The organism is Tepidicella baoligensis (genome assembly GCF_013432195.1).
In the GTDB taxonomy this organism is placed as follows: domain Bacteria; phylum Pseudomonadota; class Gammaproteobacteria; order Burkholderiales; family Burkholderiaceae_C; genus Tepidicella; species Tepidicella baoligensis.
In genome coordinates, this window is record NZ_JACCDB010000005.1 from 146,543 (window position 1) to 162,791 (window position 16,249).

At 65.7% G+C, this 16,249-nt stretch carries 15 protein-coding genes and 2 tRNA genes; 9 read left to right on the top strand and 8 right to left on the bottom strand.

The window, feature by feature from the left end:
- Positions 1–3 precede the first annotated feature (3 nt).
- A tRNA-Leu gene (locus tag HZS63_RS07860) sits at positions 4–90 on the bottom strand.
- Positions 91–223: 133 nt separating this feature from the next.
- Between HZS63_RS07860 and hpnC the strand changes: the two genes are divergently transcribed.
- From hpnC to hpnE, 5 genes are read left to right on the top strand one after another with little or no spacing between them, the layout of a single operon-like run.
- Positions 224–1,135: a squalene synthase HpnC gene (hpnC, locus tag HZS63_RS07865; RefSeq protein WP_180683489.1), complete on the top strand. Its 912-nt coding sequence runs from the start codon at positions 224–226 to the stop codon at positions 1,133–1,135.
- The gene (locus HZS63_RS07870; protein ID WP_180683490.1) at positions 1,132–2,187 is read left to right on the top strand and encodes an efflux RND transporter periplasmic adaptor subunit; all 1,056 of its coding nucleotides are present in this window, start codon (positions 1,132–1,134) and stop codon (positions 2,185–2,187) included. The genes hpnC and HZS63_RS07870 overlap by 4 nt, the downstream gene beginning before the upstream one ends.
- A gap of 13 nt (positions 2,188–2,200) precedes the next feature.
- Positions 2,201–5,335 (top strand): efflux RND transporter permease subunit, encoded by a 3,135-nt coding sequence (locus tag HZS63_RS07875; protein ID WP_180683491.1) that lies wholly within the window; start codon positions 2,201–2,203, stop codon positions 5,333–5,335.
- Positions 5,332–6,198, top strand: coding sequence for a presqualene diphosphate synthase HpnD (hpnD, locus tag HZS63_RS07880; RefSeq protein WP_180683492.1), 867 nt, complete (start codon positions 5,332–5,334; stop codon positions 6,196–6,198). The genes HZS63_RS07875 and hpnD overlap by 4 nt, the downstream gene beginning before the upstream one ends.
- An 8-nt stretch (positions 6,199–6,206) precedes the next feature.
- Positions 6,207–7,559, top strand: coding sequence for a hydroxysqualene dehydroxylase HpnE (gene hpnE, locus HZS63_RS07885; protein ID WP_343039969.1), 1,353 nt, complete (start codon positions 6,207–6,209; stop codon positions 7,557–7,559).
- Positions 7,560–7,608: 49 nt separating this feature from the next.
- On the opposite strand, the gene cysM is transcribed toward hpnE, so the two are convergent.
- Positions 7,609–8,553 (bottom strand): cysteine synthase CysM, encoded by a 945-nt coding sequence (cysM, locus tag HZS63_RS07890; RefSeq protein WP_180683494.1) that lies wholly within the window; start codon positions 8,551–8,553, stop codon positions 7,609–7,611.
- An 85-nt stretch (positions 8,554–8,638) separates the two neighbouring features.
- On the opposite strand from cysM, the gene HZS63_RS07895 reads away from it, so the two are divergent.
- A tRNA-Leu gene (locus tag HZS63_RS07895) sits at positions 8,639–8,726 on the top strand.
- Between the two features lie 74 nt (positions 8,727–8,800).
- A complete protein-coding gene (locus tag HZS63_RS07900) occupies positions 8,801–9,787 on the top strand; it encodes a calcium/sodium antiporter (RefSeq protein ID WP_180683495.1) in 987 nt (328 codons plus the stop codon).
- A gap of 6 nt (positions 9,788–9,793) precedes the next feature.
- Here HZS63_RS07900 and HZS63_RS07905 read toward each other — a convergent pair whose 3' ends face one another.
- Positions 9,794–10,726 carry an SDR family oxidoreductase gene (locus HZS63_RS07905; RefSeq protein WP_180683496.1) on the bottom strand — a complete coding sequence of 311 codons (933 nt, stop codon included), beginning with the start codon at positions 10,724–10,726 and terminating at the stop codon, positions 9,794–9,796.
- A 90-nt stretch (positions 10,727–10,816) separates the two neighbouring features.
- Between HZS63_RS07905 and HZS63_RS07910 the strand changes: the two genes are divergently transcribed.
- Positions 10,817–11,851, top strand: a complete 1,035-nt coding sequence (locus HZS63_RS07910; RefSeq protein ID WP_180683497.1) for a CDP-6-deoxy-delta-3,4-glucoseen reductase — start codon at positions 10,817–10,819, stop codon at positions 11,849–11,851.
- A 24-nt stretch (positions 11,852–11,875) separates the two neighbouring features.
- Here the strand turns inward: HZS63_RS07910 and HZS63_RS07915 are convergent, their stop codons facing one another.
- The 5 genes from HZS63_RS07915 to HZS63_RS07935 are packed head-to-tail and all read right to left on the bottom strand — an operon-like array spanning position 11,876 to position 15,980.
- Complete coding sequence (locus HZS63_RS07915) at positions 11,876–12,490, bottom strand: SCO family protein (protein WP_180683498.1); 615 nt, start codon at positions 12,488–12,490, stop codon at positions 11,876–11,878.
- Complete coding sequence (gene cyoE, locus HZS63_RS07920; protein ID WP_180683499.1) at positions 12,490–13,404, bottom strand: heme o synthase; 915 nt, start codon at positions 13,402–13,404, stop codon at positions 12,490–12,492. The genes HZS63_RS07915 and cyoE overlap by 1 nt, the downstream gene beginning before the upstream one ends.
- On the bottom strand, positions 13,401–14,567 hold the full coding sequence (locus tag HZS63_RS07925; RefSeq protein WP_180683500.1) for a COX15/CtaA family protein: 1,167 nt from the start codon (positions 14,565–14,567) through the stop codon (positions 13,401–13,403). Before HZS63_RS07925 ends, cyoE begins: the two co-directional genes overlap by 4 nt.
- 2 nt (positions 14,568–14,569) lie before the next feature.
- Positions 14,570–15,283: an SCO family protein gene (locus tag HZS63_RS07930; RefSeq protein WP_180683501.1), complete on the bottom strand. Its 714-nt coding sequence runs from the start codon at positions 15,281–15,283 to the stop codon at positions 14,570–14,572.
- Positions 15,243–15,980, bottom strand: a complete 738-nt coding sequence (locus HZS63_RS07935; protein ID WP_180683502.1) for an SURF1 family protein — start codon at positions 15,978–15,980, stop codon at positions 15,243–15,245. Before HZS63_RS07935 ends, HZS63_RS07930 begins: the two co-directional genes overlap by 41 nt.
- Before the next feature lie 15 nt (positions 15,981–15,995).
- Here HZS63_RS07935 and HZS63_RS07940 point away from each other — a divergent pair, with 15 nt between their 5' ends.
- Complete coding sequence (locus tag HZS63_RS07940; protein ID WP_180683503.1) at positions 15,996–16,220, top strand: twin transmembrane helix small protein; 225 nt, start codon at positions 15,996–15,998, stop codon at positions 16,218–16,220.
- Positions 16,221–16,249: the final 29 nt, after the last annotated feature.

The window sequence follows — 16,249 nt, forward strand, 5'->3', positions numbered from 1 at the left end:
TGCTGGTGCGCGGGGGGGGACTCGAACCCCCACACCATTGCTGGCGTCAGGACCTAAACCTGGTGCGTCTACCAATTTCGCCACCCGCGCGGACCATCGATGCCATGCGTCTACCCGAAGGCAGGCGCAGCAAACCGGGTATTGTAAGCCTTCTGAGAAGGGCCACCGAGCCGACACGGGATCGATATGAGGGACGGGCATAATCGCTGCACCGGTGAATCCCATGCAAGGCGTCGATCATTACGAAAATTTCCCTGTCGCCTCCTGGCTGTGCCCACCGGATCTACGCCCGCCGATCGCGGCCATTTACCATTTCGCGCGGACGGCCGATGATTTGGCCGACGAGGGCGACGCGCCTGCCGAGCAACGGCTGGCCAGTCTGCGCGCCTATCGCGCCGAATTGATGCGGGCTTCTGAGGAGGCGAGCGCATCCGCTCCTGCAACGCCTGCGGCGTCTTCACAGTGGCCAGAGATTTTTCAGCCGCTGGCGCGGGTCATCCGGCAGCATCGGCTGCCTGTTACGCTGCTGCACGCCTTGCTGGATGCCTTCGAGCAAGACGTGCGCCACACGGCGGCCGGCCTGCGCTATCCCGATATGCCCGCCCTGCTCGACTACTGCTCGCGCTCGGCCAATCCGGTGGGGCGGCTGCTGCTGCACTTGTACGGGGTCGATGACAAGATATCGCTCGAACAAAGTGACGCGATTTGCAGCGCTTTGCAACTGATCAACTTCTGGCAGGATTTGAGTATCGACCTGCCGCGTGGCCGCCTGTACCTGCCTGCCGATGCGCTGGAGCGCCACGGCGTGGAGCCTGCACAGTTGATGGCTCAGCGCCAGCCCTACCCCGCCGCCGAGGCCATGGTGCAAGCACTGAGCGCCCAGGCCCGGCACTTGATGATGCAAGGCGCCCCGCTGCCCCACCGCCTGCCCGGCCGAGTCGGGTGGGAATTGAGGCTGGTCATCCAGGGGGGATTGCGGATTCTTGACAAAATCGAGACTTTGCACGGCCGTACCTGGTTACATCGACCCCGCCTGACCCTGGCCGACGGGCCATTGCTGCTCTGGCGTGTGGTGCGCCACTCGCCGCCCGTTGGATCCACCGCTGCCGCACCACCCACCCACCATCGCCCATGATCCGTGCGCTTACCCGGTTCACACCCCGCCATCTCCGGCACCCTGTCCTCACCGGTTTGTTTCTGGCGGCTGCGCTGACATCCCCCTGGCCGGGGTCGGCCAGGGCCCAGGCACCGGATGTCCAGACCGCGCGTCTGGGCAGCGTCTGGCTGTTTCCCGAGCGCTCTGCCCCGGCTCAGGTGTTGGCTCGTAATGAGTCCCGACTGACGGCGGAAGTGGGCGGCGCGGTGACGCGCTGGACCGTGGATGTGGGGGCATCGGTCACGCGCGGGGCGCTGCTGGTCCAGATCGACCCCAAGGATTACGAGCTTGGAGTACAGCGCGCCGAGACGGCGGTGCAGGCGGCTCAAGCACGCCTGCGGCTCGCAGAGGCCCAACTGGCCAGGGCTCGCGAACTTGTCGCCCAGGGTTTTTTTTCTCAAGAGGCGCTGGCCCAGCGTGAAACCGAAGTGGCCCTGCAACGGGCCGAACTGGCATCCGCCCAGACGCAGCTGGCCTCGGCCCTGAGGCAACTGGAGAAAACCACCATCCGGGCACCCTTCAATGCCACGGTGGTGCAGCGCACGGTACAGCTGGGCGAAATCGTGGCCCCCGGCGCGCCGCTCATGGTGCTTGCCGAAGCAGGCCCGACCGAGGTGGAGGCCAGTGTCCCACCCACGGACGTGCCCGGCCTGCGCCGGGCCATGACCCCCCAGTTCCAGGCTCAGGGTCAGACCGAACGCCATCCCGTGCGGCTGCTGCGGGTGGCGGGGACCGTGCAGACCGGCAGCCGCACCCAGACCGTGCGGCTGGGCTTCACCGAGGCAACCGCATGGCCACCGGGCTCCAGCGGTCTGCTGCTGTGGCAGGACCCGACCCCGCACATTCCGGCCAGCCTGATCGTCAAGCGGGGCCATGCCCTGGGGGTGTTCGTGCAAGAAGGCCGTGTGGTGCGGTTCGTGCCCATGCCCGGGGCCCAGGAAGGCCGTGCGGCACCCACGACGCTGCCGGCCGAAACGCTGATCGTGGTGCGCGGCCAGGCAGCGCTCAACGATGGCCAATCCATCGACTGACGCGGAGCCCACGATGCGATTCATGCGCGCCTTGCTGACCAACCACCCGCTGGCCAACATCGCCTTCGTGGTGGTGATGCTGATCGGCCTGGTGAGCTACCTACAGATGCCCCGCGAGCAAGACCCGGAAATCAACTTCAACTGGGTCAACATCACCACGGTGCTCCCCGGCGCCAGCGCGGAAGACGTCGAACGGCTCATCACCAACCCGCTGGAAGACGCCATCCAGGGCGTGGCCGACGTGCGCTTCGTCATCTCCAACTCGCGCGAAAACGTCTCCAGCATGCTGGTGCGCTTTCGCGAGATCAACGAGCGCACCTTCGACAAGCGCATGAACGATCTGCGGCGCGAGATCCAGAACAAAGCGGCCAGCGAACTGCCCGCCGAAGCCCGCGAACCCCGCATCCTCGAAATCACCACCTCCAACGGTTTCCCGACCGCCTCCATTCGCCTGATGGGGCAGGCCGACGACGAGACCCTGCGCGTCAACGCCCGGCGCATCAAGTCCGACCTGGAGCGCATGAGCGGCATCGATCAGGTGTTTGCGTCGGGCCTGCGCGACCCGGAAATTCTCGTCAGCCCCGACCCGGCGGCCCTGGCCGCGCGCCACCTCACGGCAGCCGACGTGGCCGACGCGCTGCGCGCCTGGTGGCGCGACACCTCCGCCGGCACCCTCAAGACGCAGGACGGGGCCTGGTCGGTCAGTCTGCGCGGCGTGCAAGTGGACCCGGCCAGCCTGGCCACGCTGCCGGTGGCCTCCGCCAGCCGCCCGGGGGCAGGCGCCCGGCTCGGCGAAGTGGCCCGCATCGAGCAGGCGCGCGCGCCGGCCTCGCAATACGCCTCCTCCGACGGCCGCCCCACCATCTCGATGGCGGTCACGAAAAAAGCCCGGGTCAACACCCTGGAATTGGTGGACCGCTTGCGTGCTTACATCGAGGAGCAGAACCCCATCCTCGCGCAGCAAGGGCTGACGCTGGCGCTGACCGATGACCAGACCGTGCCCACGCGCGAAGCCATCGACGTGATGCAGACCAACGCCCTGTACGGCATCCTGCTGGTGCTGGCGGTGTGCTGGCTGTTCCTGGGCTGGCGCATCGGCGTGCTGGTGGCCCTGGGGATCCCGTTCTCGCTCATGGGCACTTTTGCCTTGCTGGCCCCGCTGGACTACACGGTCAACGTCTCGGTGCTGCTGGGTGTGGTCATCGCGCTGGGGATGCTGGTGGACGACGCCGTGGTGGTGGTGGAAGCCATTTACTACCGCATGGAGCGTGGCCAGCAGGTGCTGCAGGCCAGTTTGGACGGGATTGCCGAAGTGTGGAAGCCGGTGATCGCCTCCATCGCCACCACGCTGGCGGCCTTTCTGCCGCTGATGCTGCTACCCGGCATCGTGGGCAAGTTCATGTTCGTCATCCCTTTCGTGGTGACGGTGGCACTGCTCATCTCCATCATCGAGGCGTTCTGGATGATGCCGGTGCATGTGAGCGTGATCGGCGTGCGGTTCGACAACCCCTCGCGTGTGCAGCGCTGGCGCAACGCCTTCAACCACGCCATCCGCCTGCGCTATGCCCAGGCACTGGCTTACGTGCTGCGCCGCCCCGTGCGTTTTGGCCTGGTGGGTTTGGGCATCATCGGGCTGGCCATCTCGCTGGTGGTCACCGGCATCGTTCGGGTGCAGTTCTTTGCGTTCGATCCGGTGCGCGCGTTTTATGTGAACGTGGACATGCCCGCCAGTGCCACGCTGGAAGAAACGCTGGCGGCCACCGAGGCCGTGGAACGCGAAGTACGTCGGCACCTGCGGGGCGTGGGCCCGGCCGAAGAAGGCCACGAGGCCCGGGCCGTCACCTCCACGGCAGGGCTGAAGTTCACCGACACCGAGCCGGTCTATGGCGACCAGTACGGCCTGGTGTTTGTCTCGCTCAACCCCCGCACCGACGACGCCCGCGAGGTGATGGAGGTGGTCGAAGCCATGCGTGCCGACATCGAGGCCATGAGCACGCCCGGCCTCAAGAGCTTTACCGTGCTCTCTGGCGGCCCGCCGGCGGGCAAAGCCATCAGCATCAAGGTGCGCGGCGACGACTTCGACCGCATCCAGGAAGCGGCCAATGCCATCAAGGAACTCGTAGCGGCCATCCCCGGCACGAAAGACATCCAGGACGACAACCTGCCGGTCCGGCCCCAACTGCAGCTCACTCTCAACCGCGAAGCCATGCGCGACATGGGGCTCAATGCCCAGCAGGTGGCGCGGCTGGTGCGCCTGGCCGTGGACGGCGAGACGGTCGCCTTCACCCGGGACCAGGGCGACAAGATCGAACTGCGCGTGCGCAGCGCCTCGGCGCTGGATCTGCGAGCAGACCCGGCCGAACTGCTCAACGAGCCCGTCGCCCTGCCCAATGGGCAGATCACCCGACTGGGCGAACTGGTCGATGTGGAGGTACAGCCCGGCCGCGGGTTCATCCGCCATTACAACCTGCGCCGCACCATCACCGTGGAGGCCAACCTCGACAAAGACATCACCGACACCAAGGCCGCCAATGACATGATCAAGGCCGGCTGGGAGCGCATTCGGGCGAACCACCCCGGCATCGACCTGGACTTCTCCGGCGAGTTGGAGGACATCGAAGAAAGCCTCAACGCCATGGGCGTGCTGTTCCTGCTCGGAGTGGGCCTGATTTACCTGATACTGGCGGCCCAATTCCGCAGCTACTTCCAGCCATTGATGATTCTGGTTTCAGTCCCCCTGGCCTTCACCGGCGTGGCCTTCGGCCTCGCGATTTCGGGCAACCCGCTGTCGCTGTACACCCTCTACGGCGTGATCGCGCTCAGCGGTATTGCGGTGAACTCGGCCATCGTGCTCATCGATGCGGCCAACGAACGGCTCAAGCAGGGCATGAGCGTGATGCACGCGACCATCTATGCGGCCCGGCGGCGCGTCGTGCCCGTGCTCATTACCAGCTCGACGACGATAGGCGGGCTCTCGTCGCTGGCCTTTGGGCTGGGTGGTCAGAGCCTGCTGTGGGAACCGGTGGCGGCGAGCATCGTCTGGGGGCTGGCCGTGTCCACCGTGCTCACCCTGTTCGTGGTGCCGCTGCTGTTCCAGAGCTTCATGCGTCTTCGGCAGGTCTGGGCCCAGGGAAAGGAGTGGGCATGACACCCGAAGCCTACGCCCAAGACAAAGCCGCGGCCTCGGGCAGCAGCTTTTACTATGCGTTTCTGTTCCTGCCGCCCCCCCGAAGGGCGGCCATCACGGCGTTCTACGCCTTCTGCCGCGAAATCGACGATGTGGTGGACGAGGTACACGACCCTGGGGTCGCTCAGGCCAAGCTCAACTGGTGGCGCCAACAGGTGCTGCGCTGCTTCAACGATGCCCACGGCCCTCCTGAACACCCTGCCCTGCTCGCCCTGCGGCCGCACCTGCCGGTGTACGGTATCGAATCCGCCCACCTGATGCAGGTGATCGACGGCTGCCAGATGGATCTGGAGCAAACCCGCTACCTGGATTACGCCAGCCTGCAACGTTATTGCCATTTGGTGGCGGGCGTGGTGGGTGAGGTCGCCGCGCGCATCTTCGGCCAGACCGACCCGGCCACCACCGCCTACGCCCACCGGCTGGGGCTGGCTTTCCAGCTCACCAACATCATCCGCGACGTGGGTGAAGACGCCATGCGCGGTCGCATCTACCTGCCCGTCAACGAACTGCAGCGCTTCGACATCAAAGCCCATGAACTGCTCCGACGCGGGCAGACCAGCGACGACACCTTCTTCCGCCGCTTTGAGGCGCTCATGCGCTTTCAGATCGAACGCGCCCTGGGCTGCTATGACGAGGCCTTGACCCTGCTGCCCGGCGCAGACCGCCGCTCGCAGAAGCCGGGCCTGATGATGGCCAGCATCTACCGCACCTTGCTGCGCGAAATCGCCACCGAGCCCCAGCTGGTGCTGAGCCGGCGCGTCAGCCTCACGCCCCTGCGCAAGTTCTGGTTGGCCTGGAAAGTGCAGGCCTTGGGACGGCTGTGAGCCGGCGAGTGGCGATCATTGGCGGGGGTTGGGCCGGATTGGCAGCTGCCGTCCGAGCCACCGAACTGGGCCTACGGGTCAGCGTGTACGAAGCGTCACGCCAGTGGGGAGGACGTGCCCGGCGCCTCCAGCTCGTCCATCCAGACGGTCACGTCCTGCCTCTGGACAACGGGCAGCACATCCTGATCGGTGCCTACCGCCAAACCCTGGCGCTGATGCGCACCGTGGGCGTGCCTCTGCAGGAGGTGCTGCGCCCCATGCCACTGGACCTGCGCTTTGCCGACGGCGGGGGCCTGGCCACGCCACGCTGGGCACGCCACTGGCCTGCCCCACTCGACATCCTGGCGGCCGTCTGCCAGGCAGGCGGTTGGTCGTGGAGTGACCGATGGTCGTTTCTGTTGGCCGCTGCACGGTGGCGTCACCAGGGCTTCGAGTGTCCCGCGCAGGCCAGCGTCGCCGACCTGTGCGCGGGACTCACCCCGCGCGTGATGGAAGACCTGATCGAACCCTTGTGCGTGGCGGCCCTCAACACCCCGGCCCGGGAGGCGAGCGGACAGGTGTTCCTGACCGTGCTGCGCGACGCTTTGCTGGGCCAGGGCACGCCGCCTTGGCGCGCATCCGACCTGCTGCTGCCCTGCGCCGATCTGGGCCGGCTCCTGCCGGATGCCGCGGTCCAATGGCTGCAACGCCAGGGCGCCAGCGTGCACACCGGCTCGCGCGTGCGCAGCCTGATGCGCCAGGGCACCACTTGGCACCTGACGACACCCGCCTTCACCCATGCTGCGGACCATGTGATCGTGGCCACTGGGGCACCGCAAGCCTGTGACTTGCTGCAGCGGGTGGCTGGCGTGCCAGCCGATTGGCTGACCCGGGCCCGAGCCATCCGACATGAACCCATCGCCACCCTCTATGTTCAGGGCGAACTGGAGCAGGGATGGCCCGGCCCACAGCCCATGCTCGCTTTGCGCAGCCGCCATGCCGGTGAGCCCGCGCAATACGTGTTCCACCGCAACCAGTTGGATGGAGCCCTCTGGCCGGCCGGGCAACCAAACACAGCGCTGCTGGCCTTCGTGGCCAGCGCATACCGGCTGGATCGGCCCGACCTGGAAGCTGCCGTACTGGCCCAAGCACAGGAACAGCTCGGGCTGCGCCATGCACGGCTGCTGCAAACGGTGATAGAAAAACGCGCCACTTTCGTCTGTTCTCCCGGTCTGCAACGCCCAGGACAAGACCTCATGGCTGGGCTGACGGCAGCAGGAGACTACATCGAAGGGCCTTACCCAGCCACGCTGGAAGGCGCCGTGCGCAGTGGCCTGCAGGCCGCAGACCGGGCCTGCATCCAACCCCGCTCCGGCGGCTGAGCGCACTGCCTGCACCAGCCTCGGGGCGATGGCTTGCTGCACACGCCTTTCAGGCGGGGAACACCCCCGTGGACAGATACCGGTCCCCCCGGTCACACACCACAAACACGATGGTGGCGTTTTCCACCTGCGCGGCGATCTGCTGCGCCACCCAGCACGCCCCGGCCGCCGAGATGCCGGCAAAAATGCCCTCTTCCCGGGCCAGGCGACGGCACATCTCTTCCGCATCGGCCTGGCTCACGTACACCAGCTCGTCCACATAGGTCGGATCGTAGATTTTCGGCAGGTATTCCTGGGGCCACTTGCGAATGCCTGGAATCCGTGACCCCTCGCTGGGCTGGGCACCGATGATGCGGATGGCCGGGTTCTTTTCCTTGAGGAACCGCGACACGCCCGTGATGGTGCCGGTGGTGCCCATGGCACTGACGAAATGGGTGATCTGCCCGCCCGTCTGTTGCCACAGTTCCGGCCCCGTGGTCTCGTAGTGGATGCGCGGATTGTCCGGGTTGGCGAACTGGTCGAGCACCTTGCCCTTGCCTTCTTTTTCCATTTTCTCGGCCAGGTCGCGGGCGTATTCCATGCCACCGCTCTTGGGCGTGAGGATGAGTTCGGCGCCAAACGCCTTCATGGTCTGGGCGCGCTCGATGGACAGGTCTTCCGGCATGATCAGCACCATGCGGTAACCCTTGATGGCGGCGGCCATGGCCAGCGCGATGCCGGTGTTGCCCGAGGTGGCCTCGATCAACGTGTCGCCGGGCCGAATCTCGCCGCGCTCCTCGGCGCGCCGGATCATGGACAGCGCCGGCCGGTCCTTCACCGACCCGGCCGGGTTGTTGCCTTCCAACTTGCCCAGCACCACATTGCCACGCGCGCGGTGGGCGTCGGCGTTGATGCGCTGCAGCGCCACCAGCGGTGTCTGGCCTATGGCGGCCTCGATGGTGGGGTAGCTCTTGCGGGGGCTGGACTTCTTCGAGGAGGCGGCGATCTTGCTCATGGGGCGGTGCGTGAAGAATGAATGCGGGTGGGAGGTCGGCCTAAAGCCCGTGTCACACTGTGCCATAATTCTGGCTTACTCCTCTGCCGGAGTGGCGAAATTGGTAGACGCAGCAGATTCAAAATCTGCCGGTGCAACACACCGTGCCGGTTCGAGTCCGGCCCCCGGCACCAGATACGAAAGGGCAACATCGATCCGGTGTTGCCCTTTTTCGCGTACCCACTCTTGAGTCGAAGGCAGGCGTTTCATGGTCCTATGGTTGCCCTTGCTGGCGGTGCTGGCAGGTCTTGCGGTGTTGGTCTGGTCGGCCGACAAATTCATCGATGGCTCGGCCGCAGTGGCCCGCCATTTCGCGCTGCCACCGCTGCTCATCGGGGTGGTCATCATCGGCTTTGGGACATCTGCGCCGGAACTCGCGGTTTCGGTGCTGTCGGCCATGGAAGGCAGTCCCGGCATCGCACTGGGTAACGCTTACGGCTCCAACATCGCCAACATCGCCCTCATCCTGGGCCTGACGGCGCTCATCAGCCCAATCGTGGTGCAATCGCAGATCCTGCGCAAGGAGTTGCCGGTCCTCACCGCCATCACCCTGCTGGCGTTCGTGCTGGTCTGGGACTTGTCCATCAGCCGGATCGATGCGTTCATCCTGCTGGTGGTGTTTGCGGGCCTCATGGCCTGGTCGATCCGTGCGGGCATCCGCGACGGACAGGACGCCCTGTCCAAGGAAACCGAGGCCGAACTCGACGCACACCCGATGCCCATCGGCCGGGCGTGGCTGTGGTTGGCCGTGGGACTGGTGCTGCTGATCGCCAGCTCCCGGCTGCTGGTGTGGGGGGCCGTGACCATTGCAGAAAGCTTGGGTGTGAGCGAACTCGTGATCGGGCTGACGGTGGTGGCCGTGGGCACATCCCTGCCGGAACTGGCTTCCTGCATCGCGGCAGCGCGCAAGAACGAGCACGACCTCGCCATGGGCAACATCCTGGGCTCCAACCTGTTCAACACCCTGGCCGTGGTCGGGCTGGCCAGTGCCATCCAGCCTCTGAGCGTAGAGCCAGCCGTGCTGCATCGGGACATGGCCGTGATGGGTGTATTGACCCTCGCGCTGTTCGCACTCGGCTATGGTCGCCACGGGCAGCCGGGCCGCATTTCCCGTCCTGAGGGCGCCTTGTTGCTGCTGTGCTTCATGGGCTACACCGCCTGGCTGCTCATCACCACGCTGGGTCCGGTGCGCTGAAGCCGCTCAGCCCGGTTCCGCGTCGCCCCTGAGCCCTGCGCGAACGGTCGGGTAGCGCAGCCGCAACCCCAGCTCCCGCTTCATGCGCTCGTTGCGCAGCCGGCGCGACTCGTTCATGAAGCTCAACACCATCAGCGACAGGTGCTGCTGCGCCCCCTCGCGGGGAATGCGCTGCGGGCGCGGCAGGCCGTACAGATCGGCCACCAGGTCGAAGTAGTCCCCCATCTTCAGGTCGGTGTCATCGCTCACGTTGACCACCCGCTGAGGCGCCTTCCACCACAGCGCCTTGGCGCAAGCGCGGGCCAGATCATCGGCGTGGATGTGGTTGGTATAGACGTCGTCCTCGGGCCGCAGCACCGGTGTTCCCCGCAGCAAGCGCTCACGCGGGCCGCCCGCTCGATCAGGGGCATAAATGCCGGGAATGCGCAGCACGGTCACATCCACACCGAACGCCCGGCCCCACCAGCGCAGCCGCTCCTCGGCATCGACGCGCCGCAACGCCCGTGGCGTGGTGGCCTGGGTGGGCCGGGTTTCCGCCACCCAGGCTCCCCCGCAATCGCCGTACACCCCGGTCGTCGAGCCGTACACGAGCTTGACCGGGCGGCTGCGCAACGCGAGCGCCTGCGTCAAGTGCCTTGTGCGGGGGTCCTGGCGCCAGTCGGCCAGGTTCTCCGACGGAGGGGGAGCCAGGTGGAGCACCCGGGTGGCGATGCCGCTGAGGCGGCGCAGCGTAGCCGCATCGTCCAGATTGCCGTGCAGGGGCACGATGCCTCTGGCCCGCAGCTCGCCCACCCGCTGTGGCGACGAGGTCAGGGCCAGCAGACGCACGCGCCGCCCGTGCCCCAGCACCTGGGCCGTGCGCAGTCCCACGTCACCGCAACCCACCATCAGCACCCGTTCGCGACGAAATCGCGCGGGCAAAGCACCCATTGCAACCATGTGCCTCCACAAGTTTGAGAGAATCGGGCGTCGATCCGGTGGCCCATGGCGTCCGGTTGCCACCACCCCAATGCCACACCCTTTCGAAGTATGACATTCCAGATCACCGTTCAGCCCAGCGGGCGCACCTTCACCGTCAACCCCGACGAAGCCATTCTGACCGCTGGCATCCGGCAAGGCATCGGCCTGCCCTATGGCTGCAAAGACGGCGCCTGCGGCTCCTGCAAGTGCAGGATGCTCGAAGGCTCCGTGGTACATGGCCCACATCAGAGCAAGGCGCTTTCCGCCGATGAGGAAGCCGCCGGCCTCATCCTCACCTGCTGCGCCATCCCCACCAGCGACGTCGTCCTCGAATCGAAACAGGTCACCGAAGCCGGCGCCTTCCCGATCAAGAAAATGCCGGTGCGCGTCACCAGCCTGCATAAAGTCTCCCACGACGTGATGATCGTCAAGCTGCAACTGCCCGCCAACGACACCTTCCAGTACCACGCCGGGCAATACGTGGAGTTCCTGCTGCGCGATGGCAGCCGCCGCAGCTACTCCATGGCCACTGCACCCCACTTGCAGGCCGAGGCTCCCAGCATGGAACTGCACATCCGCCACATGCCTGGCGGCAAGTTCACCGACCATGTGTTCGGTTCCATGAAGGAAAAGGACATCCTGCGCATCGAAGGGCCTTACGGCAGCTTCTTCCTGCGGGAGGACAGCGACAAACCCATGATCCTGCTCGCCTCGGGTACGGGCTTCGCCCCCATCAAGGCCTTGATCCAGCACATGCGTTTCAAGAACATCCAGCGCCCGGCCGTGCTGTACTGGGGCGGGCGCCGTCCCGCCGATCTGTACGAAGACGCCTGGATCCGCGCCCAGTGCGCGGACATGTCGAACCTGCGTTACGTGCCCGTCGTCTCCGACGCCCTGCCCGAAGATGGCTGGACCGGCCGCACCGGCTTCGTCCATCGGGCCGTGCTGGAGGACTTCCCCGATCTCTCCGGCCACCAGGTCTATGCCTGTGGCGCGCCCATCGTCGTCGAATCGGCCCAGCGCGACTACACGGCCGCCGGCCTGCCCCCTGAGGAGTTTTACGCCGACTCGTTCACCTCGGAAAAAGACAAGCTGAGCGCTTGAAGGCCAGATGCGTCGACGAACGACTCAGCGCCCGGCCTCGGCCAGGAGGCGGCGCACGTCGCTGGCCAGGGCCTCGGCCCCACTGTTGTAGCGGTGATACAGGCGAATACGGCCTTGTGTGTCATAGACGTAGCTGCCCGCCGAATGATCGAGCGTGTAGCTCGTGGGCGTGGGGCCATCGACCTTTTTGTAGTAAACCTTGAATGAACGGGCCAACTCTGGCAAACGCTCCAGATCGGTGTAGAGCGCCAGGAACGAGGGGTCGAAACTGGCCATGTATTCGCGCATGATCTCGGGCGTGTCACGCTCTGGATCGACGCTGATGAACAAGCCCTGGAAACGATCGCCCTGATCACCCAGCAGGGCCTTGGCCTGGGCCATTTCGGCCATCGAGGTCGGGCAGACGTCCGGGCATTGCGTGAACCCGAAGAAAACCACCACCACCTTGCCCCGAAAATCGGCCAGGGTACGCCGCTGGCCATGGTGATCGACCAGATCGAACCCGGTGGCGTAATCGGCCCCGGTGATGTCAATGCCCACGAAGCCCGGCTGGTCGCTGCACCCCATCAGGCCACTCAGCAAGAAGGCCGCGCCCGCAGCCGCCAGCCATCGGCGGCGTCGTTGAAAGAAACCCGTCATCACCACACCCTCATCAGATAGTGATCCACCAGCATGGCCGCAAACAGCAGCGACAGGTGGATCAGGGAAAAACGAAAGGTCTTGCGCGCGAGCGCATCGGAATAGTCCCGCCACAAGGCCCAGGCATGGGCACTGAAGCCCACCCCCAAACCCACCGCCACGACGAGGTAGAACCAGCCGTTCATGCGCAGCATGAAGGGCATCAGGGTCGCGGCGAACAGAATCAACGTATACAGGAAAATGTGCAGCCGCGTGAACTCCGAACCGTGCGTGACCGGCAACATCGGCAGACCCGACTGGCGATAGTCCTCGACCCGATAGAGCGCCAGCGCCCAGAAATGAGGTGGCGTCCACAGGAAAATGATCAGGAACAGCACCAGCGCCTCGGCCGACACCGTGTTGGCCATGGCGGCCCAGCCCAGCACCGGAGGCATGGCGCCCGAAGCCCCACCGATCACGATGTTCTGCGGCGTCAGCGGCTTGAGCACCACGGTGTAGATGATGGCGTAGCCTACAAAAGTAGCGCATGTCAACCACATGGTGAGCGGATTCACCCAGACATACAGAATCGCCGAACCGATGGCGCACAGAATGGCCGAAAAGGTCAGCGTCTGCGTGTTGGTGAGCTCGCCCTTGGCCGTGGGCCGCCAGGCGGTACGTTTCATCTTCGCATCGATGTGCTGCTCCACCACACAATTGAAGGCCGCAGCGGCGCCCGCCACCAGCCAGATACCGAAGCAGGCCACAGCGGCTTGCAGCACCTGCTCCCAGGATGGGATGCCCGGCACCGCCAGCACCATACCAATCAGCGCGCAAAACACGATCAGCTGGATCACGCGCGGCTTCATGAGCGCATAGAACTGCCGCCAGGTGGGCGGCAGCGGCGTGGACAAGGACAAGGGGGGACTGCTCATGCCGATTGCTCGCGAAGGACGGTCTGGTGGGCCGGCTGGCGGTCGGCAGCGGGATACGCCGCCGTGAGCCATCCGGTCAGGACCACCACCAGGGCAGCCGCACCGCCGGTATGCGCCACTGCGGCCAGCAGCGGCCACTCCAACACCACGTTGGACAAACCCGTCAACAATTGCCAGCCGCCCAGCGCGAGCAACCAGCGGGCATGGGTGGCGCGACCTTCGATGCGCCAGAAACGCCACGCCAGGTAGGCCAGCATGGCCAACACCCCATAGGCGGCCAGCCGGTGGGTGTAGTGAATGGCGGTCAGAGCGGGAAAGGGAATGGATTCGCCGGAGCGTTGCACGCCCAGCTCACGCCAGAGCTGAAAACCGGCGGCGAAGTCCATATCGGGCCACCAACTGCCTTGGCAGGTCGGGAAATCACGGCAGGCCAAAACGGCGTAATTGGTGCTGACCCAGCCTCCCAAAGCCATTTGCAACCACACCACGGCAAACACGGCCCACAACCAGCGGCGAGTGGCCGGCCGCAACGGCAGGTACGCCGACGCGGCGGCCTCGAACCCGAGCCCGGCCTGCCGATAGCGCACCGCCTGCAAGCGCAACAAGGCCAGCAGCGCCATGCCGCCCAAGAGGTGCAGGGTCACGATGGCGGGAAACAGCTTCATCGTCACCGTCAGCGCCCCGAAGGCCCCCTGCAAACACACCCAGAACAGCGTCACCATGGGCCAAAACACCGAAAGCTGGATACGCTGCCGCTCGCGCCAACTGAAAACCGCCAGCACCAGGATCAGCACGCCCACACCCGTGGCGAGGTAGCGGTGAATCATCTCGATCCAGGCTTTCGGGAATGTCACCGGCCCCAGCGGCATGGCCTCCTGGGCGGCGGCGATCTCGGCCCGCGCGCCGATCGGGCTGGCCTTGCCATAACATCCCGGCCAATCCGGGCAACCCAAACCGGAATCGGTCAGGCGCGTAAAAGCCCCGAACAGCACCAGATCGAAGGTCAGGAACAAGGTCACGCCCGTCAGCAGGGCCAGTCGGGTCGCCGTGGGTGCACGCCGCCCACGCAGCCAGACCCAGTACAGTGGACCGGCCGCCACCAGCACGCCCAATGCCATGAGGTACAGCAAAGGCGAGAGATCATAGAGCGCCTGAGTATCCATGCTCAACGGCCCGGTTGGTCCCAGAAACTCGATGCCCGCAGCAAACGCGACAGGTCCCGGCGAATGCGCGAGGGGTCGGCATCGACGGGGAAGCGCATCATCCAGCGCCCCATCGGGTCAACCACGTACAGATGATCAGCCAGCCGCTGTCCCGGCTCCGGGGCCAGCCAGCCCGCGATGTCGGCCTCCTCCACATGCAGAACGACGGCAGCGCGGGTCGCCTCGCGCAAGATATCGGACAGTTCGGTGCTGCCCGTGCGCAACCACACCCAGTCCAGTCGATCCTTGTCCTTGCCCAGGCTTTCGCGTATCTGCCGTTGCAGATACAGGTGTCTCTCGCAGCGCGCATCGCAAGCGCTGTCGGCCACACTCAGCAACAACCACTGATCCTTCAGCGTGACGAGCGGTACGGTTTGACCATGCACATTGGTCGCACTGACAGCCGGCATCACCCGCGGCGGCTCGATCAGCTCACCGTAATTGGCGCGTCCTTCGGGCCGTATGACATAGAACGTGACATACGACGCCAAGACCGGGGACGCACAGATGAGCAGCAACAGCAGCATTTTCCAGCGCCCGCGGCGAGTCGCTTCGGCATCGTGGGCAGCCTGCGGCCCGAGCCGGGGCAGGGAATGCACGGTCATGGTCAGGGGCTCGTCAGATGACGCTGTAGGCTCAACGGCGGCGCCAGGGGACGATGATTTGGAACCAGACATAAAGAAACAGAATGAGGAAGGACAGGCCGAACCATTGAAAGGCATAGCCATAATGCTTGTGCACATCGCCGCCCACTTCGGGCCAGTCCCGCCACAAACCTTCATCGGCCTCGGGAGCAGGGAATTGCTGTACCGAAGCGGGTAGCAACCGCAGAGACCATTCGGCCGCATAGGCATCCAGGTCGATATTTTGCCGGATCGCGCCTTCATTCGCCCCGGCAAACTCGTAATACCGGGACGGCGGGGGTGCCAATCGGCCGAGCACCTCCACTTCACCGTCTGCTTGCTCAAGAGGCGGCAAGGCGGTGCGGTCGTCCATTCGGCGCGGCACCCAGCCCCGCTGGACCAACAGCGCCGCGCCATCGTCGAGCGGCAACAAGGGCGTCACGACCACAAAACCCACCCGGCCACCCATGGTGCGGTTGTCCAAAAACACCGTGGCCTCGTGCATCCAGCGGCCACGCAACGCCACCGGACGATCGTGCAGACCGGCCAGCCCGCCTTCGGCAGCGGCAAGCTGCAGCTCCGCCCAGCCTACCGGCGGTTGAGCCTGGCGCTGCTCACGCTGCGCCCACAGCGCCCGCTTGTCATCTGCGCGGCCGAGTTGCCAGAAGCCGAGCGCCGAGGTGACCGCGATCGCCCCCACAGCGGCCAGGGTGATCCACCAAAACCCGCGTCGCGTCCGCTGTCGGCTCATTGGATAATGCACCCCATGAAATGGCTCATCATCGTCGCCTTCCTGCTCATCATCGCGTCACTTGCCGGCGCCCTCGTGGCCATGATGCGCGGGGACTCTGCCAGCGGTGACGAGCGGCGGACCCGTCGCATGGCCAAAGCGCTGACGGTTCGCATCGGCCTGTCCGTGTTGCTGTTCATCGCCGTGATTATCAGCTACCACCTGGGCTGGATACAGCCGACTGGCCTACCCATGCGTTGAGAGCGCCCCATCGGCATAGGGGGCAGCCA